We start from the raw sequence: 20,552 nt of genomic DNA, 5'->3' as shown, positions 1-20,552 counted from the left end.
TGATGCTATTGCTGCATAAATAATGACGGTGGTGATCGGTATTGTTCATTTCGATGGGCTCACTTTTTCTGCCTGGAAATTAAACCGGTAATCCCCCTCAGGTTGAGAGCGTGCCGGAAGCAATGATTTAGCGTTTTCTCTTCGATTTTTATACAGGGTGTCACGTGAAGAAAAGGATTTCAGCATTTTCACTCATTATCGCATCTGTTTATTTTTTTACAGATAGTGTTTTAGCAATGCCTTCCAGTCCTGAAACCTCCAGCCGGATGTTTTCAGTCAGGCTGGGCGCTCCTCGCCTGATTTATGATCCTGATTCTCATGGCGCAACCCTGACGGTAACCAACCCGCAGAATTACCCTATTTTAATTCAGTCTCAGGTGCTGGCGGAAAACAGGAAGGATAACGCGCCATTTGTTGTTACGCCGCCGCTGATGCGCCTGGACGGGCAGCAATCCAGCCGATTACGTATTGTCCGTACCGGCGGCAATTTCAGTAATGATCGTGAGACGTTGCAATGGTTATGCGTCAAAGGCATTCCGCCAAAAGCAGGCGACCAGTGGGCGAAAAAAGGTGGAAAGGGAGGATCGGTTTCCCTGAATCTTCAGTTATCGATTAATAACTGTATCAAATTGCTTATTCGGCCTGACGGTATCAAAAAACAGCCTGACGATTCGGATAGCCATCTGAAATGGCAACGCAAAGGAAATAGGCTGGTCGCTATTAATGCTTCTCCATTTTATATCGATATTAGCGCACTAAATATTAATGGCTACGCAATACATGATGTCAAATATGTTTCACCTTTTTCATTGCGGGAATTTTCGCTGCCTTCAACGGAAATACCTAAAACCGTCGGGTGGAAAATCGTTAATGACTACGGTGGCGAAAGTCAATTTTATAAGGTAACGCTAAAGTAAACGAAATATATTCGTTGTTTTTTAAGTATGCGCCTGTTTTTTAGTACGCAATTTTTCAGCGATCCCGTTGTTGTTTGGCTTATTTTATGATGACAGTAAAGCAATATTATACCCGGGCGCTTTTCTCTTTTGTGGCGGTGGTCTGATCCGGGCTGCGAACAGGTCCGGATCAGACCACCGCCAGGATACGTTTCGAGAGCGCCGAAGCAAGAAAGTCCGTCGCACGGCGCACGCGCGTTGGCACAAACCGACGCTTCGGCCAGACAAGGCTGACGTCGCGTGGCTCGTGCATGAATTCATCCAGCACGGTGATGACATCCGAATGCTGGAACTCGCCGACCAGCGATGCGCGATGGAACAGGCCGATACCGACGCCAGCCACCACGCCAGCCAGGATGGTTTCGACACTGTTGGACGAGAGATTGCCGCGTACCGGAACACTGAAACGCCCTTCCGGCCCGGTGAACGGCCATTCGGTCATTTCGCCGTAGATCAGGCAGTTGTGATCGGTCAGATCGGCGGGTGTCCCGGGAATGCCGTGCTGCTCGAAGTAGCGGCGGGAGCCGGCGCAAACCAGTGAAGTGCCCGTCACGCGTCGCACCACGGAATCCGGATCATTGATCTGGCTGACGCGGATGGCCAGATCGATCCGGTCTTCGATCATGTCGCGCAACGCATCGGACAGCACCAGATCGACGCGCAAGCCGGGATGCTGTGACAGCAGTTCGGGGATCAGCGGCAGCACATGCAGCCGTCCGAACGTTGAAGGCGCGGCAATGCGAATCAGGCCGGACACGGTCTGCACGCTACTGGTCAATTCGCCATCGGCCACCTGGATTTCGTCGAGCAACGGCTTGGTGCGTTCGTAGTACTTCTGCCCCTGCTCGGTCAGCGTCACCTTGCGCGTACTGCGATGGAGCAGCGCCACGCCAAGACGTTTCTCCAGCGCATTCACCGCCTTGCTGATCCCCGATTGCGAATCACCCGTCTTACGTGCTGCCGCAGAGAAGCCGCCGGTCTCGACAACGGCGATGAAGGCAGTTAATTCCTGAAATCTATCCATTCTTTTCCGGAATAAGTTTTATGAAGAATGTGCATATTATCATCAAAAAGAAATTAAATTAGCATCCTCTTCACACAAACATTCGTGTCAGGAGAAATTTCATGTCGTATTCGATCATCGGTTTTGGCGCTGTGGGGCAGGCACTTGCCCGCGCCTTCGCCCGTCAGAACATTGAAGTCACCGTCGCCAGCCGACGCGCACCTGAAGTACTGGCACCGCAGGCACACGCAATCGGTTCGGCCGTTTTACCCAGGACGTTGCAGGACGCCTCGCAGGCAGACGTCATCTTCCTCGCCGTGCCATTCGCGGAACACGCGACCGTCGCCAGGTCGCTGGCGAACTGGCAAGGCAAGACGATCATCGACGTGACCAATGCGTACGGCGTGCCCGTCGAAGAACTCGGCGGCCTGCCCTCTTCCAGCGTCATCGCCAGGGCGTTTGCCGGTGCGAATGTCGTGAAGGGCTTCAATCATCTGCCCGCCGGTTTACTGGCCGCCGATCCGAATATCGAAGGCGGGCACCGCGTGGTGTTCCTGTCCAGCGACGACGATAACGCGGTGCCACCGGTCGCGGCGCTGGCCGAACGCCTCGGCTTCGCGCCGGTATGGCTGGGCAAGCTCGCCGAAGGCGGCGCGCTGGTACAGGCGCGAGGCAATACATGGGCACCACTGATTTTCCAGGACCTGGTCAAGTTCGCCTGAGCCTTCCGACAACATCGAGGATTACGCATGATCGACAAAGTCATCTGGCCCGAAGGCTATCACCCGGGCGTTTCATCCCTTTACGCGCTCAACGATATCGACGTGAAGGCCCCGCCGGAAGCGGTGTGGAAACTGCTGGTTGATGCCACGCATTGGTCACGCTATTTCCCTGCCGAAGACCAGGTGGAGATCCTGTCCGGCGAACCGGAATTGCAGTTGGGCACGCGCTACCACCGGGTGACGGTCGGCTACCCGATGTCACTGACGGTGACCGAGTGCGTGCCGAACCGTCGGCTGGCATGGGCGACCACCGTCGATGGTGACGAAACGGATTCCAGCGCTTACCACGGCTGGGTCATCACGCCGACGGCCGAAGGCTGCCATGTGCTGACCGAAGAGACACAGCAAGGCGAATTCTTCCTCGATGTGATTGGCCGCCAATATCCCGGCGCGCTGTATCGCTATCACCAGGATTGGGTCGAACGCCTCGCACATGCGGCTGAAGCCGAAGTGGCGAAGAAAGCAGACTGACATTTTCAACATTCGAACGGAGAAAAATCCATGCACATCGGACTGAAGGGCCGCAAGGCCATCGTCACCGGCTCCACCGCCGGTATTGGTCGCGCGATTGCTGAAGGACTGGCGCGCTCCGGCGCGGCGGTGGTGATTAATGGCCGCACGCAGGCGCGCGTGGACGCCGTGCTGCGCGAAATGCGCGCGCTGTTGCCGCTCGCCGAACTGGACGGCATCGCCGCCGACGTCGCCACGCCGGATGGTTGCGCGGCGTTGATCGCGCATGCGCCGGGCGCCGACATCCTGGTCAACAACGCCGGCACCGCGCGCCCGAACAATTTCTTCGATCAGGTCGATTCTGAATGGCTGGACCTGCTCCAGCTCAACGTGTTGAGCGGCGTGCGCCTGGCGCGCCACTACATTCCTGAGATGACAACGCGTGGCTGGGGTCGCGTGGTGTTCATCAGCAGCGAGTCGGCGCTGAACATTCCCAGGGAAATGATCGACTACGGCGTAACCAAAGCCGCGTTGCTCGCGGTGTCGCGCGGGCTGGCCGAACTCGTCGCCGGCAGCGGCATCACCGTCAACGCGATACTGCCCGGCCCGACCGATTCGGAAATCCTGTCCAACTGGATGAAGTCCACCGCGCAGGAACAAGGCATCACGCCAGCGCAGGCCGAGCAGAACTTCCTGAAAACGATGCGCCCGACCACGCTGATCCAGCGCTTCGCCACCACAGAGGAAGTCGCCAACATGGTGGTCTATGTCGCTTCGGAACAAGCCTCGGCGACGACTGGCGCGGCCTTGCGCGTGGATGGCGGCGTGTTGCGCTCCATTGCCTGATGGGCTGCGGGGGAAATCCTGGTGATGGATTACTGCGCAGGAACAAGGCATGGCTGATAACGGAAGCCCGCCTCGTCAGCCTGGCTTGGGCAAAACGGCCTTGCCCGTACTGCTTTTCTGCCTCCCTCCGCAGCAAGCCGTGGCATAGCCAGCCCCACATGCCCGCCTAAGGCGGTACAGCGAATAAAGCGGTCACCTGGCCGCGATCACCATGCAGCGCCGCCTTGCGAACAGGCGGCGGTCGTCATTGAATCCCTCTCCGGCACGGCTCAAGGCGGTCGGCCTGGTTCAGCGCGGCAAGCATCGTTGCCTGAAGGTGTTCGGCACCCTTGAAAAGCACCTCGCGTTTGTCGGCGAAGTAGCGCAAGAATGCGCTCGCTGTCAGCCCTGCGCGTTCGACAATCGCCGCCACGCTGGTGTGGAATTGTGCTTAATCCAACCGGGCAAGCCAACACAGAACGGATTTATTGAGAACTTTAACGGTCGCTTTTGCGATGAATGTCTGAATGAGCATTGGTTCAGCGATATCTTTCATGCCAGGAAAATCATTAATGACTGGCGGCTGGATTATAACGAGTGTCGTCCACATTCAGCACTGGATTATTAGATGCCATCAGAGTTTGCAGCGCGGTGGCGAAACGGACAATTAAACAGTAAACAAATCGACATTACTAATTGTGGGTGTATTAATCAACGGGGAGCAGGTCATTGCCATTGCCGGGTTTCCATAGTTTAGGTACCTCAAAAACAATAAAGCTTTATGAGGTGCCTAAGAGGTTCAGATTTAATTAGTTGGCATCAGACATTGCGGGACAAATTCAAGGCACAAAAAAGCCCGCAGGGCTTGCGCCGTGCGGGCTCTTAGGACTTCATCGGATGACTCTGGTAATCACCGATGGAGAATTTTGGTGGAGCTGGCGGGAGTTGAACCCGCGTCCGAAATTCCTACATCCTCGGTACTACATGCTTAGTCCAGTCTTTACATTCGCTTGCCAGCTGCGGACGGACACGCCACTAACAAACTAGCCTGATTAGATTTAACGCTTCAACCCCAGGCAGGGCATCCACGCGATCTCTTTTGGGTTTGACCTCTCTTGATCCCCGTCCTAAGAGCGGAGGCTAGGGAGAGAGGGCTCTCAGCAGGTTATTAAGCTGCTAAAGCGTAGTTTTCGTCGTTTGCGACTATTTTTTGCGGCTTTTTACGAGGCCAACCGCCCCTCGGCATGCACCTTGGGTTTCGCAAATCCCGTCGAATCCAGAATCAGCCCCAAAAGTGTTCGCTGAGTATAACAGATTTATGACGCAGCATACCAGTCCATATCGCGGCAAACGGCCTGATAATGCGAGTTGAGGATATTCTGAGCGGCATTTGTTCTATCGAAGCGTCATTTGTGAACAAAACTTTTGCGGGGTAAAGGAGGGAAGCCGGAAAGCGCGTTGCCCTCTCCCTGTGTGAGAGGGCTGTGTGGTTAGCGCCCGGCGTTTTTCATGATGCGGGCTTTATCCAACTGCCATTCGCGCTCTTTCAGATCGGAGCGTTTATCGTGCTGTTTTTTACCTTTCGCTACGCCAATTTTTACTTTGCACCAGGCGTTTTTCCAGTACAACGACAGCGCGACGACGGTGTAGCCTTCGCGATTGATGCGGCCGTAGAGGGAATCCAGTTCGCGCTGATTCAGCAGTAACTTACGGGTACGCGTGGGGTCGCAAACATAGTGGCTGGAGGCAACGGTTAATGGCGTGAAGTTCGCGCCAAACAGAAACGCCTCGCCGTCTTTCAGAATAACGTAGCTGTCGCCAATGTTCGCTTTACCTGCGCGTAAGGATTTTACTTCCCAGCCTTGCAGTGACAGCCCGGCCTCAAATTCTTCTTCGATAAAGTATTCATGGCGGGCGCGCTTATTCAGCGCAATGGTGGCTGAACCTGGTTTATGTGCTTTTTTCTTCGTCATAATGTCGTGAAGCCATCCGGTAATCTGATATCTGAAACTGACCTCATTGCGTCCTGTGAGGTTTAACGCGTTATCTTAGCATGAGTTCCGGCTTAGCGTTTTCCTTTCATCCGACGGAAATGGTATTATTTGACGATTGTGTGAATGCGGAAAACCTTATGCCTCAGATTAGCCGTACTGCGCTGGTGCCTTACAGCGCGGAGCAGATGTATCAGTTAGTGAACGATGTGAAGTCCTATCCTCAGTTTTTGCCTGGCTGCACCGGCAGCCGGGTGCTGGAAGCCGGGCCGACGCAGATGACGGCGGCGGTCGATGTTTCCAAAGCCGGGATCAGCAAAACGTTTACCACGCGCAATACGCTGGCTGCTAACCAAAGCATTTTGATGCATCTGGTCGATGGACCTTTTAAATCGTTGATGGGGGGTTGGAAATTTACGCCGCTCAGCGCCGATGCCTGTCGCATTGAGTTTCAGCTTGATTTTGAATTTACCAATAAGCTGATTGAGCTGGCGTTTGGCCGCATCTTTAAAGAGCTGGCGGCCAATATGGTGCAGGCGTTTACTCTTCGCGCGAAAGAGGTTTACCGTGTCGGGTAAAATTGCCGTCGAAGTGGCTTATGCACTGCCAGAAAAGCAGTATCTGCAACGGGTGATGCTGGAAGAGGGCGCGACCGTTGAGCAGGCGATTCGCCAATCGGGTCTGCTGGAGTTACGCAGCGATATCGATCTGAAGGTCAATAAAGTCGGCATCTACAGCCGTCCGGCAAAACTGCATGATGTGGTGCATGAGGGCGACCGCGTGGAGATTTACCGTCCACTGATTGCCGATCCAAAAGAGCTGCGTCGCCAGAGGGCAGAAAAAGCGGCGAACAAGTCGTAATGCGCTGTTAGCGGAAACAAAAAAGTGCTCACTGAGCACCTTTTTGCGTTTCTGCTACCTTAACTTTTGGTCAGAGCAGGTTTGTTATCCATATTGGTTAACACGCCATTGCTGTTGAAGGTCAGCGTCAGCGTCTGCTGCGTGACATCTTCGTGGCCCGGCTGCTGGCGGAACACATAGAACCAGGTATTGGTGCCAAACGGGTCTTTCATCATTGGCGTACCCAGTGCATAAGCAACCTGCTGTTGCGTCATACCTACGCGGATTTTGGAAACATCGTTTGGTGTCAGGTAGTTCCCCTGATTGATATCAGGGCGGTAAACCACGCGTTCTAAGGTAGAGCAACCAGCGGTCAACATCAGGAGAACCGCTGCGGCAGCAGTCAGCATTTTACAGCGCATAGTGATTTGATTCCTTTTCGGGCCCGAACAATACGTGGCTCATATGTAATATGCCGATGATAATAGACCTTTAGCCAGTTTAAAACCTCTGCGGGCTGGTCTGTTGTCGATTTTGTCGAGAACTGAGACCGTCATATTACCGAAAAGTTTACGCCGCCAGCAGCTCTTTGGCATTTGCCAGCGCATTGCGCGTCACTTCGCTGCCGCCGAGCAGACGGGCCAGTTCTTGCAGACGAGCGCGTTTATCCAGCGGTTGCATATGTGTTTCGGTCATCGCGCCGTCGGTTTCTTTGCTGACAAAGAAGTGATGATGGCCGCAACCGGCAACCTGCGGCAGGTGCGTAACGCACATCACCTGAGTCGATTCGCCCAGTTGACGCAACAGCTTGCCGACCACGGCCGCCGTTGGTCCGCTGATACCGACATCCACTTCATCGAAGATCAGCGCCGGGGTTTCCATTTTCCGTGCGGTGATCACCTGAATCGCCAACGCAATGCGCGACAGCTCGCCGCCGGAGGCGACTTTAGCGATTGGCTGCAGCGGCTGGCCGGGGTTAGTCGTGACGCGAAATTCAATACGATCTGCGCCTTCCGCCGTCAGCGAACGATCGTCAAAATCGACATCAATGACAAACACGCCGTGCGGCATGGAAAGTGCGTGCATGCTCTCGGTGATCAGCTCGCTCAGTTCCTGCGCATATTTCACGCGCTGGGTATGCAACGCCTGCGCACTGGACAGCGCCAGTTGATGGTGCTGCGTTACCGCCATCGCCAGCGTCTCCTGGGAGTCAGCCTGATCGTCCAGTAACTGTTGTTCATCAAGCAGAGACTGGTGGAACTGCGGCAGCTCTTCCGGGGAGATATGGTGCTTGCGCGCCAGCGAGATCTGCCGGGAGATGCGCTGTTCCAGCTCGTACAGACGATTGGGATCGAGATCTAAGCGGTCGCAGTAATGGCGCAGCTCATCGCTGGCCTCACTGATTTGAATGGCCGCTTCTTCCAGCATATCCAGCACGCCGGAAAGGCGCGAATCCATACCTGCCAGCTCCGTTAAAAGCTGGCGGGCGGTATAGAGCTGACTTTGCAGGTTGACCTCTTCGCCATCGGCCAGCACGTTCAGCGCATGCTGGCTGGTGGAAAGCAGTTGACCGCTGTTGGCGAGACGTTTGTATTCTTCGTCGATCTGCTCAAATTCACCCGGCTGCGGGTGGAATTCGTTCAGCTCTTTCAACTGGTAGTGCAGCAGTTCGGCGCGGGCGGCGCGTTCCTGACTTTGTTGCTGGTGCTGAGCCAGTTCACGGCAGCTCTGGTGCCAGGTACGGTAGTGTTCGGCCATTTGCTGAGTGAGTGCATACTCACCGGCATAACCGTCGAGCAGGCTTTTCTGGTGTTCTGATTTGGTTAACAACTGGTGCGCGTGCTGACCGTGAATCTGGATGAGCAGTTGGCCAAGCTCGCGGAGTTGAGAAAGCGGCACCGCCGTTCCGTTGATAAAACCACGGGAGCGCCCGTCGCTGCTGATGACGCGGCGAAGTAAACACTCACGTCCATCTTCCAGTTGATTCTCTTCCAGCCAGCGCTGCGCGGCGGGCGTGTCTTTCAGCGCGAAGCGGGCGCACAGGTCGGCGCGCGGAGCGCCTGCGCGCACCATGTCGGCTTCAGCACGGCCGCCGAGGCACAGCCCGAGCGCGTCAATGGCAATGGATTTACCCGCCCCGGTTTCGCCGGTAATAGCCGTCATCCCGCTGTGAAAATCGATCTCAAGCTCACGAACGATAGCAAAATTACTGATGGTCAGTTGTGCCAACATGGTTGCTTTCCTGTATGAAAAACCATAACTGTGTTTTCATACAGTATAAACTGGTTTTATATACAGTAAAGCCCTGACGGCGAATTTCAGAACAATTTTTTCGACCAGCCAAGTTTTGAGCTTAATGTATTGAAATAACTGTAATCTTTAGGGTGAACCAGATTCAGGTAATAGTCGCTGCGGCGGATCAGCACATCTTCGCCATCCTGGATCGGCAGCGCAATTTGGCTGTCGCAACTGATCTCCAGGTCGCTGCGACGGTTGGAAAAGCGCAAGCGGATGGTACTGCTGCTGTTAATCACCAGCGGACGGGCCGACAAGGTATGCGGGAACATGGGCACCAGCGTAATCGCATCCAGCGACGGCGTCAGAATCGGCCCGCCGGCAGAGAGCGAATAAGCGGTCGATCCGGTGGGGGTGGAGATGATTAGCCCGTCGGAACGCTGAGAGAACGCGAAGACTTCATCAATATACACTTCGAATTCAATCATATGCGCAACTTTGCCCGGGTGCAGTACCACTTCGTTGATGGCGGTGCTGATCCGTTTTTGGCACTCTGGCAGGGAACTCTGCTGGCAGACCTGAACTTCCAGCAAGAAGCGTTTTTCGGCGATATAATGCCCTTCCAGTACATCGGCCAACTGCTGTTGGGCGTTGTCCGGATCGAGATCGGTAAGAAAACCGAGATTGCCGCGGTTGATGCCGATCACCTGAATATCATAGCGCGCCAGCGTACGCGCCGCGCCCAGCATGTTGCCGTCGCCGCCGACCACCACCGCCAGGTCGGCCTGCTGACCAATGTCCGCCAGTGTGCCGGTCCTCACATTCGTGAGCTGCAATTCCTGGGCAATCTGTTGTTCGACAATGACGTCATAACCTTTTTCGTGAAGCCAGCGGTAGAGCATTTCATGTGTGGTCAGCGCGGTAGGGTGCCGTGGATGCCCGACAATACCAATACACTTGAAATGGAGGGTCATGTTCTGGTGGTCCTTGTGGCGAATGAATGATGACAATCTGTCACGTTCCCTTGAATCCCGGAAACTGATCCCCATAATAAGCCAGGTTAGCGAGATGAATGCAAAAAAACGCGGAGAAATTCATGAGTAGTAAAGAACAGAAAACGCCTGACGGGCAAGCCCCGGAAGAAATTATCATGGAACAGCACGACGAAGTTGAGGCAGTTGTTGAGTCTGACGATTCTGCTGAGCAGGTGGATCCGCGCGATGAGAAAATTGCGAACCTTGAAGCGCAGTTAACCGAAGCGCAAAACCGCGAGCGTGAAACTGTCCTGCGTATGAAAGCGGAAATGGAAAACCTGCGTCGCCGCACCGAACAGGACGTTGAAAAAGCGCATAAGTTCGCGCTGGAAAAATTCATCAACGAACTGCTGCCGGTGGTGGATAGCCTGGATCGCGCGCTCGAAGTCGCAGACAGAAACAATGCCGAAATGGCGCCGATGGTTGAGGGTATCGAACTGACGCTGAAATCCATGCTGGATGTGGTGAAGAAATTCGGCGTTGAAGTGATTGCTGATACCGGCGTTCCGCTGGATCCGAACGTCCATCAGGCGATTGCGATGGTGGAATCCGACGAGATCGCCGCTGGCAACGTGCTGGGCGTGATGCAGAAAGGGTATACCTTAAACGGTCGTACTATTCGCGCAGCCATGGTTACCGTCGCCAAAGCGAAGGGTTAATCCCGGTCTGAAACCCTCTCCGCCCGGAGAGGGTTTTTCATTTTATTCGGCCACGCTTTCCCGCAGCGTTTTCACCGGGATCACTTTTACCTGCTTAATCATGTTGTCCTGCACATCGAGAATATCGATGTCGTACTGCTCAATGCGCACGCGCGTGCCAACGGCCGGGATCTCTTCCAGCTCTTCCAGCAGCATACCGTTAATGGTGCGGGCTTCATCTTCCGGCAAGTGCCAGTTAAAGGCTTTATTCAGTTCGCGCACATTGGCGCTGCCGTCGATTATCACTGAACCGTCGTTTTGCGGCGTGGCTTCATCGGCCAGCGCAGGCGACATGGAGGTGGTGAAATCGCCAACAATCTCTTCAAGAATATCTTCTACCGTCACCAGCCCCTGAATATCGCCATACTCATCGACTACCAGCCCGACTTTCTTTTTATTGCGCTGGAATTTCACCAGTTGAACGCTGAGCGGCGTTCCTTCAGGCACATAGTAGATTTCATCGGCAGCGCGCAGCATCACCTCTTTGGTGAACTCGTTCTTTTCGGTCATCAGGCGGTAGGCTTCGCGCACGCGCAACATGCTGATGGCGTCATCCAGCGAATCGCGGTACAGCACAATGCGGCCGTGCGGTGAGTGAGTGAGCTGGCGAACAATCGCTTTCCAGTCGTCGTTGATATCGATACCGACAATTTCGTTGCGCGGCACCATGATGTCATCAACGCTCACCTTTTCCAGATCGAGAATCGACAGCAGCATGTCCTGGTTACGGCGCGAGATTTTCGAGCGCGATTCGTTAACAATAGTGCGTAATTCATCTTTGCTGAGCGCGCCGCTGACTACCACATCGGCTTTGATGCCAATCATGCGCATCAACACGCGGGTGACGCCGTTAAGCAGCCACACCAGCGGCAGCATGATCACCTGCAATGGCGCCAGCAGAAAGCTGCTGGGGAAGGCGACTTTTTCCGGGTAGAGTGCGGCAATGGTTTTCGGCAAGACTTCGGCGAACACCAGTACCACAAATGTTAGTACGCCGGTGGCAATCGCCACACCGGCGTTACCGTACAGGCGCATCCCGACGATAGTACCTATCGCCGAGGCGAGAATATTGACGAGGTTGTTGCCGATCAGCACCAGGCTAATCAGGCGATCGGGCTTGCGCAGCAGTTTTTCGACGCGTCTGGCCGCGCGGTTGCCCTGCTTGGCCAGGTGACGCAGACGATAGCGGTTCAGCGTCATCATCCCGGTTTCAGAACCGGAGAAATAGGCTGAAACCACGACCATGATAATCAGGGTAACGATCAGCGTCGTGGTAGAGATGTGTTCCAGGGGGAACTCCTTTTGGCGTTAACTCACAAACTGCTGCAGGATGCGGCTGCCAAAGTAGGCCAGCGTTAAAATACCCGCGCCCGCAACGTTGAACCAGACAACCCGGCGACCGCGCCAGCCTTCATGGTAATGGCCCCACAGCAGGACGATATAGACAAACCAGGCAATAATAGAGAGCACGGCTTTGTCGATATTCTCCATGCTGAACAGGTTCTTCATATAGAACAGGCCGGTACAGAGCGTCAGCGTCAGCAGCACCACGCCGACCTGGGTGATGTGGAACATCTTGCGCTCAATGACCATCAACGGTGGCATTTCACTACTGAAAGCCAGCCGTTTGTTTTTCAACTGATAGTCGATCCAGGCCAGTTGCAGGGCATACATTGCTGCAATAATCAGTGTGGCATAAGAGAAGAGCGACAGGCCGATATGCACCAGCATGCCGGGCGTCGCTTCCAGGTGTGTGATGTACTCGTTCGGCACGAAAATCGCGAAGGCGAGGTTGATCAGCGCGAAGGTATAGACAATCGGCAGCAGCAGCCAGCCGCGATTTTTCGAGGCGACAATCGTCATCACCGTACAGATCATCAGACTGACCAGCGAACCGACATTCAGCAAGCTGAGGTTTTGCCCGCCGTCGTCCGGAAACAGCCGTTCTTTCAGGCCGAAACCGTGGAAAATAAGCGCGATCACCGCCGAAAGAATAGCCATTTTCCGCCAGCCGCTGTTTTTCTGCAGCAAACCGGGAACGATCAGCGCGATGCTGATTGAGTAGGCAACAAGAGCGATCAGAGCAAAAACGGGCATAGGGATGTCGGCAGTTGACTGAAGAAGAAAGAAAAGCAGTATAACGTCAGGCGACGTTGGCTCCAACAGTTGCATCACATACAGGAGCAATGTCTTCATGTTATACTCCGGCAAATTTCTGTAATGCGTCGCCCTGGCGGCCAACCGTATCACCTCAGGCGAGAGACAATGTTTGATAATTTAACCGATCGTTTGTCGCGCACGCTGCGCAATATCAGTGGCCGTGGACGCCTCACCGAAGACAACATCAAAGATACCCTGCGCGAAGTGCGTATGGCGCTGCTGGAAGCGGACGTTGCGCTGCCGGTAGTGCGTGACTTTATCAACCGCGTAAAAGAGAAGGCGGTTGGTCATGAAGTTAACAAAAGCCTGACGCCGGGCCAGGAATTCGTCAAAATCGTCCGTAACGAACTGGTTGCGGCGATGGGTGAAGAGAACCAGAGCCTGAACCTCGCCGCGCAGCCGCCAGCGGTGGTGCTGATGGCGGGTTTGCAGGGGGCGGGTAAAACCACCAGCGTCGGTAAGCTTGGTAAGTTCCTGCGCGAAAAGCACAAGAAGAAAGTGCTGGTCGTTTCTGCGGACGTTTATCGCCCGGCGGCGATCAAACAGCTGGAAACGCTGGCGCAGCAGGTTGAAGTCGATTTCTTCCCCTCTGACGTCGCGCAAAAACCGGTCGATATCGTTAACGCGGCGCTGAAAGACGCGAAGCTGAAATTCTACGACGTGCTGCTGGTGGATACCGCTGGTCGTCTGCACGTTGATGAAGCGATGATGGACGAAATCAAACAGGTTCATGCCGCGATTAACCCGGTGGAAACGCTGTTTGTTGTCGATGCTATGACCGGCCAGGATGCGGCGAACACGGCGAAAGCCTTTAATGAAGCGCTGCCGCTTACCGGCGTCGTGCTGACCAAAGTGGACGGCGACGCCCGCGGCGGTGCGGCGCTGTCGATTCGTCACATCACCGGCAAACCGATTAAGTTCCTCGGCGTCGGCGAGAAAACCGAAGCGCTGGAGCCGTTCCATCCGGATCGTATTGCCTCGCGCATTCTCGGTATGGGCGATGTGCTGTCGCTGATTGAAGATATCGAGAGCAAGGTTGACCGCGCACAGGCCGAGAAGCTGGCGAACAAGCTGAAAAAAGGCGACGGCTTCGATCTGACCGATTTCCTTGAACAACTGCGCCAGATGAAAAACATGGGCGGTATGGCAAGCCTGATGGGCAAGCTGCCGGGCATGGGGCAGATCCCGGACAACGTCAAAGCGCAAATGGATGACAAAGTGCTGGTGCGGATGGAGGCGATCATTAACTCGATGACGCTGAAAGAGCGCGCCAACCCGGACATTATCAAAGGCTCCCGTAAACGCCGCATCGCAGCAGGCTGTGGTATGCAGGTGCAGGATGTGAACCGTCTGCTTAAACAATTCGACGACATGCAGCGCATGATGAAGAAGATGAAGAAGGGCGGGATGGCGAAGATGATGCGCGGGATGAAGGGGATGATGCCGCCCGGTTTCCCTGGGCGCTAATAACGCGAATAAACGGCCTGGCTTTTTTGCCATTTTGGCACCGGGGTGTGCTCGTCATCCTCACGTACTGCGTGTACGCTCCGGTGACTGCGCGCACGCCGGCACCAAACTGACGGCAACGCCGACGGCCTCACACCTCACAGATTCGCACGTGTCGATTGCTTTTTAGCAAAAAATGAGTAAAATTTTCGGGCTTTTAATATGACGCCGGGCTCCGTTCCTCGATGGGGCCTGGTGTTTTATTCACACAAGAGGATGTTATGGTAACTATTCGTTTAGCACGTCACGGCGCTAAAAAGCGTCCGTTCTACCAGGTTGTTGTGACTGACAGCCGTAATGCACGCAACGGTCGCTTCATCGAGCGCGTTGGCTTCTTCAACCCACTCGCTTCCGAGAAAGAAGAAGGCACCCGCCTGGATCTGGATCGTATTCAGCACTGGGTTGGCCAGGGCGCTACCGTTTCCGATCGCGTTTCCGCGCTGATCAAAGAAGCACAGAAAGCAGCTTAATCTGTCACGGTGGTCATGATGAGCAAGCAACAAACCGCAGCGGTCCCTGCTGAGCCAATTACTGTCGGCAAACTGGGGTCTTCTTACGGAATTCGTGGTTGGCTCAGAGTGTTTTCCTCTACCGAAGACGCCGAAAGCATTTTTGACTATCAGCCCTGGTTTATCCAGAAGGCGGGTCAGTGGCAGAGCATTGAGCTGGAAAGCTGGCGCTACCACAATCAGGACATCGTCATCAAACTGAAAGGTATTGATGACAGAGATGCAGCGAATCTGCTGACGAATTGCGAAATCGTCGTGGATTCCTCGCAGTTGCCGGAACTGGAAGAGGGTGACTACTACTGGAAAGACCTGATGGGCTGCCAGGTAGTGACTACTGAAGGTTACAGCCTCGGTAAAGTCGTCGATATGATGGAAACCGGGTCTAATGACGTTCTCGTCATCAAGGCAAACCTGAAAGATGCATTTGGTATCAAGGAGCGGTTGGTTCCGTTCCTCGATGGGCAGGTTATCAAGAAAGTCGATCTCGCTACTCAAACCATTGAAGTAGATTGGGATCCTGGTTTTTAAACCTCCGGATATACGGTAAAAGACGGCGCTATGTGGATTGGCATAATTAGCCTGTTTCCTGAAATGTTCCGCGCGATTACCGACTACGGGGTAACTGGCCGGGCAGTAAAAAATGGCCTGCTGAGCATCCAGAGCTGGAGTCCGCGTGATTTCGCTCATGACCGGCACCGTACCGTGGACGATCGTCCTTACGGCGGCGGACCGGGGATGTTAATGATGGTGAACCCGTTGCGGGACGCCATTCATGCAGCAAAAGCCGCGGCGGGCGAAGGCGCCAAAGTGATTTATCTGTCGCCTCAGGGACGCAAGCTTGATCAAGCGGGCGTTAGCGAGCTGGCTACCAATCAGAAGTTGATTCTGGTGTGTGGTCGCTACGAAGGGATAGATGAGCGCGTAATTCAAACCGAGATTGACGAAGAATGGTCTATCGGCGATTACGTTCTCAGCGGTGGTGAGCTACCAGCAATGACGCTGATTGACTCGGTTTCCCGGTTTATTCCGGGGGTACTGGGGCACGAAGCATCGGCAACGGAAGATTCCTTTGCTGACGGGTTGCTGGATTGTCCACACTACACCCGACCTGAAGTGTTAGAAGGGATGGAAGTACCGGCGGTATTACTGTCGGGGAACCATGCTGAGATACGTCGCTGGCGTTTGAAGCAGTCGCTGGGCCGTACCTGGCTTAGAAGACCTGAACTTCTGGAAAACCTGGCTCTGACTGAAGAGCAAGCAAGGTTGCTGGCGGAGTTCCAACGAGAGCACGCGCAACAGCAACACAAACATGATGGGCTGGTGTAACACACCCCCGAATATCAGTTTACCCAGGATAAGAGATTAAATTATGAGCAACATTATTAAGCAACTTGAACAAGAGCAGATGAAGCAGGACGTACCTTCCTTCCGTCCGGGTGATACCGTGGAAGTGAAAGTATGGGTTGTTGAAGGTTCCAAAAAACGTCTGCAGGCATTCGAGGGCGTGGTTATCGCTATTCGTAACCGCGGTCTGCACTCTGCATTCACTGTTCGTAAAATTTCCAACGGCGAAGGCGTTGAGCGTGTCTTCCAGACTCACTCTCCGGTAGTTGACAGCATTGCTGTTAAACGTCGTGGTGCTGTACGTAAAGCTAAACTGTACTACCTGCGTGAGCGTACCGGTAAGTCTGCTCGTATTAAAGAGCGTCTTAACTGATAAAACGCACACGCTACATCCAAAGCGTGTTATAGAACAAGGGGTTAGCGTAATGCTAACCCCTTTTTTATTGGTGATGGCGGCAGAATGGCGGCAGCGGATTGCCGTGGTGGCAGGCAAAAAAAAGCCTGCTGGCGCAGGCTGAGGGAAAGCAATTATCGTGTTGAATGGGGAGCGGCTTCTGTCAGCGGCGGTCGGACAATGTAACGCGCCAGCGACTCGTGGGTGACAAATGTGCAGCCACACTGGATATTCTGACACTGATGGTAGCGCTCTTTGGTTTCGGAACTCAGGTAGCGGCTTGAGCGCGCATGCGCCGCTTGCTGGCATACCGGGCAATGCATCATGGTGGGTTCTCCCTCGTTAACATGCTGCAATAATAAACTTATAACTTGCAAATGCAAATTATAAATCGCATTTGCTATTTGTTCTGCACATCATATTGTCCTTCCTCGATTTTGACTTCCAGATCAAGCTTGCTGACAAACCCACTGTTATCCAGGCTGTGCGTCACTTTTTTAATCGTCCATGTCGTATCGTCAATGACCTGCTTAAAGCCGGAAACCCGCACAGGCGTTTCCGGGGTGATGTCGGTACGTCCCCGCGCCAGAGTGAGGGAAAAGGTGGCCGTATTGCGCTGAATGTTATTCCACAGCCCATCGGCAGCCCTTTTCGCTTCCTCTTCGCTGGCATAGACGGTCAACATGCCATAGACGTTATCGGCACTCCCCGCGACGTAAACCTGCTCTTTGCTTTGCGCTGTCGGGGCTGTCGTCGCCTGGGGATGTCCTGTGCTGGCAGTGGTTTGCGTAGTGGTTTTACGCTGTAACAGCACCTTTTGCGTCTGATTTTTTGGCGTTTTGGTATCAAGCCAGCGCGCCGTCACGCCGGTGTAGCTTGAGCGGTCGGCAATATTAAAACTGTGTTTATCACCGTCGCTGCGCTGAATGACGACCTGCGGGAACGCTTCGCCCTTTGCATTTAACCCCCGTCCCGGTTTAATCAGCATCAGTTTGCTCCATTTCACCGTCAGTTCGGCGCCGTTACGCAGCGCCAGGCGGTGCAGGAAACTGGCGTCAGATTCCATCGACTGGTCAATATGCGCAATCTTAATCCCCTTCAGCGATTCGGCGATACTGGCTTCGAGATCACAGCGTTTAGCAATCTCCTCGACAATGGCGCCCAGCGTGGTGTCATGCCACGACTGCTCATGTTCTTTGTTGAGTTTGCCGTTGAAATCCGCACTGCGTCCGATCACCGTCACCTTATCCGGTGCACCATCATGCTTAACCTGATCGATAACAAACTCACCCAGCCCGACCAGCGCATAGCCTTTTTCGCCGATAAACACGCGGATTTTTGTTTTGCGCTGCGGCAACTGAATATCGCCATCGGCATCATCCAGCACCAGTGTCAGCGTATCAGCGGTGAAACCACGGTTATCTTCGACTGTCAGGCTGATAAGCCGGGGAGCGATATTTTCGGTGATATCTTTACCGTCCAGCGTCAGTGAATAAGCAGGGCTGCTGACCTGCGCCAGCCCATTGGTCAGCGCATCGATCATAAGGCGATCCCCAGCGTTTTTCTTGCCTCGGAATAGAGCGTTTCGCCCTGCTGGCGAATATCGCCAAACATGGCGGCCAGCGACTCATCCACCCGCTTTAAGCTCAGGGTGAAGCCGATTTTGCGTGGCGAACCGTCGCTGTAGTACTCGGAGCCGTTGTCTTTCAGGCTTTCGATAACAAACATGCCGTAAATGGTTCCCGTTCCGTCAATCAGCGGCCACGCTTTCCCCTGTTCGGCCATCGCGCGCACGACCTCCAGCGACTGCGGGCCGCCGGTCAGCTCCGGATAGAGTTCACCGCCAAGATCGATGGTCTCTTCGCCTGGGCCAAGGTACTGAAATGCCGCGCGTTTACCGACGCGGCTATTGGAGGCCCAGTTATATCCGGACGTGCGGTTCATGGCGGTATAGGGCAGTGTCTGCCGCATAAATACAAAAAGTCCCAGCGCCAGCATCATGGTGCATAACCTCCTAACGCGTTGAATTGCGAGAGCGCATTGTCGCGCTTATTGCTTTCGTGCTGCTCGAGTAGTTCCATCAGGTGGCGGCTGTTATCGCTGCCCGGTGACACATCACCCTGTAGCGTCACGTTGATATCCGTTCTGCTCTGGTCAACGTAGGAGCCGCCGCCTGCGGGTTTCGCCGCCTGATAATTGTTAAAGCCTGGCATGGCGCTGGTTGGCTGAATGTAGCTCTGGCTGCCGCTGGCATCTGTCGGCGGTTTCGGTACTTCGAGCACCGGTTTTTTATCGATAATCCCGAGCTTTTCCAGTACCCAACTCAGGCTGCTGCCCAATATTTTTACGCCCTCAATCACCAGCGCGATGGAGCCAGAGAGCATCTGGCCGAAATAGAAACCCGCTGTTGCGCACTGGTTCAGCGTTTCCTGGCTGGCCTGAACGGGGGTAATCAGGTCGCTGAACAGCTGTTTGATGTTTTGTAAGCTGCTGCTGATGACATCGAACAGCGGTTGCAGCGGCGCAAACAGTCCGGCGAGCGGGGCGAATGCGGCGCTAATCCCGGCCATTACACCACTAAAGAAAGCGCTGATTGGCTCCCACCAGGTGTAAATGGCCAGCGCAGCGGCGGCAACAATGGCAATCACGCCGACAATCGGCAGCGTGAGCGAACCGAGCACCGCCATAATCCCGCCGCAGACGGTGGTAAAGACGCTGCCAAAAGTGGTTGCAATGGTGATCAGCGTGCTGATGCCCGTAAAGACCGGCGCGATAACGCCCGCCACGGTGCCAATTGCGCCGGCGACGCCGACCACGACGGTGGCAATCAGGCCGAAGGTTTGCACCAGCCCCTGGTTGTTCTGCACCCACTGTTGCAGTTGCCCCAGATAAACCGTTGCGGTTTGCACCAGCTGACGCAGGGAGGATTCTTGCGTACTGAAAATATCCACACTCAGCGACTGATAAGCACTTTGCAGCGCCTGTAAATCGGTACCGAGATTGCCCGCCTGCGCACTTGCCGGGTGACTCACTTCGCTGCCAGACTGAGCCGGCACGCTATTTTTCAGCGATTGTTCATAGCCCGGCTGCAGCAGTTTTTTGCCGATGTTGAAGCCAGAAGTGGCGACGGACATCCCGGTTTTGCCCACCGCAGAGACTTTCCCGGCGATGCCCTGAATCGTTTGCTGGCTCGCCTGGATTTTTTCTGCGCGTTTTTGCCGGTTCTCCTGCGCCAACGCAGCCCGCTGCGCGTTGAGTTGCCCGGTATTGTCGCTAATGCTGCTTTGCAGGCGTTGTTTTGCCGTTGCGGGTGCGTGCGTACTGATTCCCGCCTGCTGCAGAACCTGTCGCTGGCCTTTTACCGACTGGCGCAGGTTGTCATGTTTTTGCTGTAAGGCGCTTACGCTGTCGCGGGCTTTATCCAGCGCGGTTATCTGTCGCTGGGTTGGCTGATCGATTTTTTTCAGCTCGGAAGCCAGTGCACGCGTGCTCTCTTTCGCCACTTTCAGTTGCTGGCTGACCTCCGTGAGCGCGTTTTGCGTCCGGGTTAACCCGTCAATCTGCGCAACCTGGTCATACAACCCACGCAGAGTTTTCTCCGTCTCTTTGATACCGGCAGCAAGCGAAACATTCGCCGTTTGCAGGTTTTTAAACGGGCGCGTCGCCTGGTCAACAGCCGTGAGCAGTGCGTCAATATTTGTGCTGTTACTCATGTGTGTTCCCGCTTCGCTGAAGCGCCTTTTCGCGCCATGTGATGAGTTCGGTCAGACTCAGGGGGTAGAGTTCTGATGGCGGCCAGTGAAAAATCACCGCGATATCCGCCAT

25 protein-coding genes, 1 other RNA gene and 1 pseudogene are annotated in these 20,552 nt (G+C 54.6%); 13 read left to right on the top strand and 14 right to left on the bottom strand.

Translation table 11 applies throughout. The features are described 5' to 3' along the window. Nucleotides 1–164: 164 nt before the first annotated feature. Nucleotides 165–917, top strand: a complete 753-nt coding sequence (locus tag C0557_RS18985; RefSeq protein WP_253073739.1) for a fimbria/pilus periplasmic chaperone — start codon at nt 165–167, stop codon at nt 915–917. Nucleotides 918–1,086: 169 nt separating this feature from the next. On the opposite strand, the gene C0557_RS18980 is transcribed toward C0557_RS18985, so the two are convergent. After that, complete coding sequence (locus C0557_RS18980) at nt 1,087–1,980, bottom strand: LysR family transcriptional regulator (protein WP_208660218.1); 894 nt, start codon at nt 1,978–1,980, stop codon at nt 1,087–1,089. Nucleotides 1,981–2,060: 80 nt separating this feature from the next. Here C0557_RS18980 and C0557_RS18975 point away from each other — a divergent pair, with 80 nt between their 5' ends. Genes C0557_RS18975 through C0557_RS18965 form a run of 3 tightly spaced genes read left to right on the top strand, consistent with a single transcriptional unit; the run spans nt 2,061 to nt 4,037 of the window. Next, nucleotides 2,061–2,681, top strand: coding sequence for an NADPH-dependent F420 reductase (locus tag C0557_RS18975; protein WP_371813269.1), 621 nt, complete (start codon nt 2,061–2,063; stop codon nt 2,679–2,681). 27 nt (nt 2,682–2,708) lie between these two features. Beyond that, complete coding sequence (locus C0557_RS18970) at nt 2,709–3,212, top strand: SRPBCC domain-containing protein (protein ID WP_208660214.1); 504 nt, start codon at nt 2,709–2,711, stop codon at nt 3,210–3,212. Nucleotides 3,213–3,242: 30 nt separating this feature from the next. Next, nucleotides 3,243–4,037, top strand: a complete 795-nt coding sequence (locus C0557_RS18965) for an SDR family NAD(P)-dependent oxidoreductase (RefSeq protein ID WP_208660212.1) — start codon at nt 3,243–3,245, stop codon at nt 4,035–4,037. Between the two features lie 244 nt (nt 4,038–4,281). Here C0557_RS18965 and C0557_RS27695 read toward each other — a convergent pair whose 3' ends face one another. Next, on the bottom strand, nt 4,282–4,449 hold the full coding sequence (locus C0557_RS27695; protein WP_217273269.1) for a TetR family transcriptional regulator: 168 nt from the start codon (nt 4,447–4,449) through the stop codon (nt 4,282–4,284). A gap of 3 nt (nt 4,450–4,452) precedes the next feature. On the opposite strand from C0557_RS27695, the pseudogene C0557_RS18955 reads away from it, so the two are divergent. Next, a pseudogene (locus C0557_RS18955) lies at nt 4,453–4,773 on the top strand (transposase); the annotation flags it as partial. Between the two features lie 170 nt (nt 4,774–4,943). Here C0557_RS18955 and ssrA read toward each other — a convergent pair. Both ssrA and smpB read right to left on the bottom strand, forming a co-directional pair. Continuing rightward, nucleotides 4,944–5,306: a transfer-messenger RNA gene (gene ssrA, locus C0557_RS18950) on the bottom strand. A gap of 200 nt (nt 5,307–5,506) precedes the next feature. Then, nucleotides 5,507–5,989, bottom strand: a complete 483-nt coding sequence (gene smpB / locus C0557_RS18945) for an SsrA-binding protein SmpB (protein ID WP_007370697.1) — start codon at nt 5,987–5,989, stop codon at nt 5,507–5,509. Between the two features lie 158 nt (nt 5,990–6,147). Here smpB and C0557_RS18940 point away from each other — a divergent pair, with 158 nt between their 5' ends. After that, complete coding sequence (locus tag C0557_RS18940) at nt 6,148–6,585, top strand: type II toxin-antitoxin system RatA family toxin (RefSeq protein WP_007370698.1); 438 nt, start codon at nt 6,148–6,150, stop codon at nt 6,583–6,585. Beyond that, nucleotides 6,575–6,868 carry an RnfH family protein gene (locus C0557_RS18935; RefSeq protein ID WP_208660210.1) on the top strand — a complete coding sequence of 98 codons (294 nt, stop codon included), beginning with the start codon at nt 6,575–6,577 and terminating at the stop codon, nt 6,866–6,868. Before C0557_RS18940 ends, C0557_RS18935 begins: the two co-directional genes overlap by 11 nt. Nucleotides 6,869–6,927: 59 nt before the next feature. Here C0557_RS18935 and bamE read toward each other — a convergent pair whose 3' ends face one another. The 3 genes from bamE to nadK form a co-directional block, all read right to left on the bottom strand. Next, the gene (bamE, locus tag C0557_RS18930) at nt 6,928–7,269 is read right to left on the bottom strand and encodes an outer membrane protein assembly factor BamE (protein ID WP_007370700.1); all 342 of its coding nucleotides are present in this window, start codon (nt 7,267–7,269) and stop codon (nt 6,928–6,930) included. Between the two features lie 148 nt (nt 7,270–7,417). Then, complete coding sequence (gene recN / locus C0557_RS18925) at nt 7,418–9,079, bottom strand: DNA repair protein RecN (RefSeq protein WP_208660208.1); 1,662 nt, start codon at nt 9,077–9,079, stop codon at nt 7,418–7,420. 86 nt (nt 9,080–9,165) lie between these two features. After that, a complete protein-coding gene (nadK, locus tag C0557_RS18920) occupies nt 9,166–10,056 on the bottom strand; it encodes an NAD(+) kinase (protein ID WP_074773957.1) in 891 nt (296 codons plus the stop codon). Nucleotides 10,057–10,178: 122 nt separating this feature from the next. Here nadK and grpE point away from each other — a divergent pair, with 122 nt between their 5' ends. Further along, complete coding sequence (gene grpE / locus C0557_RS18915) at nt 10,179–10,775, top strand: nucleotide exchange factor GrpE (protein ID WP_139227921.1); 597 nt, start codon at nt 10,179–10,181, stop codon at nt 10,773–10,775. A gap of 42 nt (nt 10,776–10,817) precedes the next feature. Here grpE and C0557_RS18910 read toward each other — a convergent pair whose 3' ends face one another. Together C0557_RS18910 and C0557_RS18905 are read right to left on the bottom strand one after the other, a co-directional pair. Beyond that, nucleotides 10,818–12,104 (bottom strand): HlyC/CorC family transporter, encoded by a 1,287-nt coding sequence (locus C0557_RS18910; RefSeq protein ID WP_208663028.1) that lies wholly within the window; start codon nt 12,102–12,104, stop codon nt 10,818–10,820. Nucleotides 12,105–12,122: 18 nt separating this feature from the next. Continuing rightward, on the bottom strand, nt 12,123–12,911 hold the full coding sequence (locus C0557_RS18905) for an inner membrane protein YpjD (RefSeq protein ID WP_074773963.1): 789 nt from the start codon (nt 12,909–12,911) through the stop codon (nt 12,123–12,125). Between the two features lie 168 nt (nt 12,912–13,079). Here C0557_RS18905 and ffh point away from each other — a divergent pair, with 168 nt between their 5' ends. From ffh to rplS, 5 genes are all read left to right on the top strand, one after another. Beyond that, a complete protein-coding gene (gene ffh / locus C0557_RS18900) occupies nt 13,080–14,441 on the top strand; it encodes a signal recognition particle protein (RefSeq protein ID WP_208660206.1) in 1,362 nt (453 codons plus the stop codon). A gap of 260 nt (nt 14,442–14,701) precedes the next feature. Next, entirely contained in the window at nt 14,702–14,950 is a 249-nt protein-coding gene (gene rpsP, locus C0557_RS18895; RefSeq protein ID WP_074773966.1) for a 30S ribosomal protein S16, read from the top strand. An 18-nt stretch (nt 14,951–14,968) separates the two neighbouring features. Further along, a complete protein-coding gene (gene rimM / locus C0557_RS18890) occupies nt 14,969–15,517 on the top strand; it encodes a ribosome maturation factor RimM (protein WP_208663026.1) in 549 nt (182 codons plus the stop codon). A 30-nt stretch (nt 15,518–15,547) separates the two neighbouring features. Then, nucleotides 15,548–16,315: a tRNA (guanosine(37)-N1)-methyltransferase TrmD gene (trmD, locus tag C0557_RS18885; protein ID WP_007370710.1), complete on the top strand. Its 768-nt coding sequence runs from the start codon at nt 15,548–15,550 to the stop codon at nt 16,313–16,315. A gap of 43 nt (nt 16,316–16,358) precedes the next feature. Continuing rightward, the gene (gene rplS / locus C0557_RS18880; protein ID WP_002914145.1) at nt 16,359–16,706 is read left to right on the top strand and encodes a 50S ribosomal protein L19; all 348 of its coding nucleotides are present in this window, start codon (nt 16,359–16,361) and stop codon (nt 16,704–16,706) included. A 155-nt stretch (nt 16,707–16,861) separates the two neighbouring features. Here rplS and C0557_RS18875 read toward each other — a convergent pair whose 3' ends face one another. The 5 genes from C0557_RS18875 to C0557_RS18855 form a co-directional block, all read right to left on the bottom strand. After that, complete coding sequence (locus tag C0557_RS18875) at nt 16,862–17,053, bottom strand: ogr/Delta-like zinc finger family protein (RefSeq protein ID WP_208660204.1); 192 nt, start codon at nt 17,051–17,053, stop codon at nt 16,862–16,864. A gap of 74 nt (nt 17,054–17,127) precedes the next feature. Further along, nucleotides 17,128–18,270 (bottom strand): contractile injection system protein, VgrG/Pvc8 family, encoded by a 1,143-nt coding sequence (locus tag C0557_RS18870; RefSeq protein ID WP_208660202.1) that lies wholly within the window; start codon nt 18,268–18,270, stop codon nt 17,128–17,130. Further along, nucleotides 18,267–18,728: a phage tail protein gene (locus C0557_RS18865; protein WP_208660200.1), complete on the bottom strand. Its 462-nt coding sequence runs from the start codon at nt 18,726–18,728 to the stop codon at nt 18,267–18,269. Before C0557_RS18865 ends, C0557_RS18870 begins: the two co-directional genes overlap by 4 nt. Beyond that, complete coding sequence (locus C0557_RS18860) at nt 18,725–20,440, bottom strand: phage tail tape measure protein (protein ID WP_208660198.1); 1,716 nt, start codon at nt 20,438–20,440, stop codon at nt 18,725–18,727. The genes C0557_RS18865 and C0557_RS18860 overlap by 4 nt, the downstream gene beginning before the upstream one ends. Then, entirely contained in the window at nt 20,433–20,552 is a 120-nt protein-coding gene (locus C0557_RS18855) for a GpE family phage tail protein (RefSeq protein WP_071777697.1), read from the bottom strand. Before C0557_RS18855 ends, C0557_RS18860 begins: the two co-directional genes overlap by 8 nt.

It is taken from the genome of Kosakonia sp. MUSA4, from assembly GCF_013085925.1.
GTDB lineage: Bacteria > Pseudomonadota > Gammaproteobacteria > Enterobacterales > Enterobacteriaceae > Kosakonia > Kosakonia sacchari_B.
This window is presented reverse-complemented; position numbering and strand designations above follow the sequence as displayed.

Bases quoted from the DNA above. Each gene is read 5' to 3' on its own strand.
- recN (WP_208660208.1), bottom strand. From the start codon at position 9,079: ATGTTGGCACAACTGACCATCAGTAATTTTGCTATCGTTCGTGAGCTT.
- nadK (WP_074773957.1), bottom strand. From the start codon at position 10,056: ATGACCCTCCATTTCAAGTGTATTGGTATTGTCGGGCATCCACGGCAC.
- C0557_RS18905 (WP_074773963.1), bottom strand. From the start codon at position 12,911: ATGCCCGTTTTTGCTCTGATCGCTCTTGTTGCCTACTCAATCAGCATC.
- C0557_RS18970 (WP_208660214.1), top strand. From the start codon at position 2,709: ATGATCGACAAAGTCATCTGGCCCGAAGGCTATCACCCGGGCGTTTCA.
- C0557_RS18855 (WP_071777697.1), bottom strand. From the start codon at position 20,552: ATGGCGGATATCGCGGTGATTTTTCACTGGCCGCCATCAGAACTCTAC.
- C0557_RS18865 (WP_208660200.1), bottom strand. From the start codon at position 18,728: ATGATGCTGGCGCTGGGACTTTTTGTATTTATGCGGCAGACACTGCCC.
- rpsP (WP_074773966.1), top strand. From the start codon at position 14,702: ATGGTAACTATTCGTTTAGCACGTCACGGCGCTAAAAAGCGTCCGTTC.
- C0557_RS18875 (WP_208660204.1), bottom strand. From the start codon at position 17,053: ATGATGCATTGCCCGGTATGCCAGCAAGCGGCGCATGCGCGCTCAAGC.
- C0557_RS18965 (WP_208660212.1), top strand. From the start codon at position 3,243: ATGCACATCGGACTGAAGGGCCGCAAGGCCATCGTCACCGGCTCCACC.
- rplS (WP_002914145.1), top strand. From the start codon at position 16,359: ATGAGCAACATTATTAAGCAACTTGAACAAGAGCAGATGAAGCAGGAC.
- rimM (WP_208663026.1), top strand. From the start codon at position 14,969: ATGAGCAAGCAACAAACCGCAGCGGTCCCTGCTGAGCCAATTACTGTC.
- C0557_RS18860 (WP_208660198.1), bottom strand. From the start codon at position 20,440: ATGAGTAACAGCACAAATATTGACGCACTGCTCACGGCTGTTGACCAG.
- smpB (WP_007370697.1), bottom strand. From the start codon at position 5,989: ATGACGAAGAAAAAAGCACATAAACCAGGTTCAGCCACCATTGCGCTG.
- ffh (WP_208660206.1), top strand. From the start codon at position 13,080: ATGTTTGATAATTTAACCGATCGTTTGTCGCGCACGCTGCGCAATATC.
- bamE (WP_007370700.1), bottom strand. From the start codon at position 7,269: ATGCGCTGTAAAATGCTGACTGCTGCCGCAGCGGTTCTCCTGATGTTG.
- C0557_RS18870 (WP_208660202.1), bottom strand. From the start codon at position 18,270: ATGATCGATGCGCTGACCAATGGGCTGGCGCAGGTCAGCAGCCCTGCT.
- grpE (WP_139227921.1), top strand. From the start codon at position 10,179: ATGAGTAGTAAAGAACAGAAAACGCCTGACGGGCAAGCCCCGGAAGAA.
- trmD (WP_007370710.1), top strand. From the start codon at position 15,548: ATGTGGATTGGCATAATTAGCCTGTTTCCTGAAATGTTCCGCGCGATT.
- C0557_RS18940 (WP_007370698.1), top strand. From the start codon at position 6,148: ATGCCTCAGATTAGCCGTACTGCGCTGGTGCCTTACAGCGCGGAGCAG.
- C0557_RS18980 (WP_208660218.1), bottom strand. From the start codon at position 1,980: ATGGATAGATTTCAGGAATTAACTGCCTTCATCGCCGTTGTCGAGACC.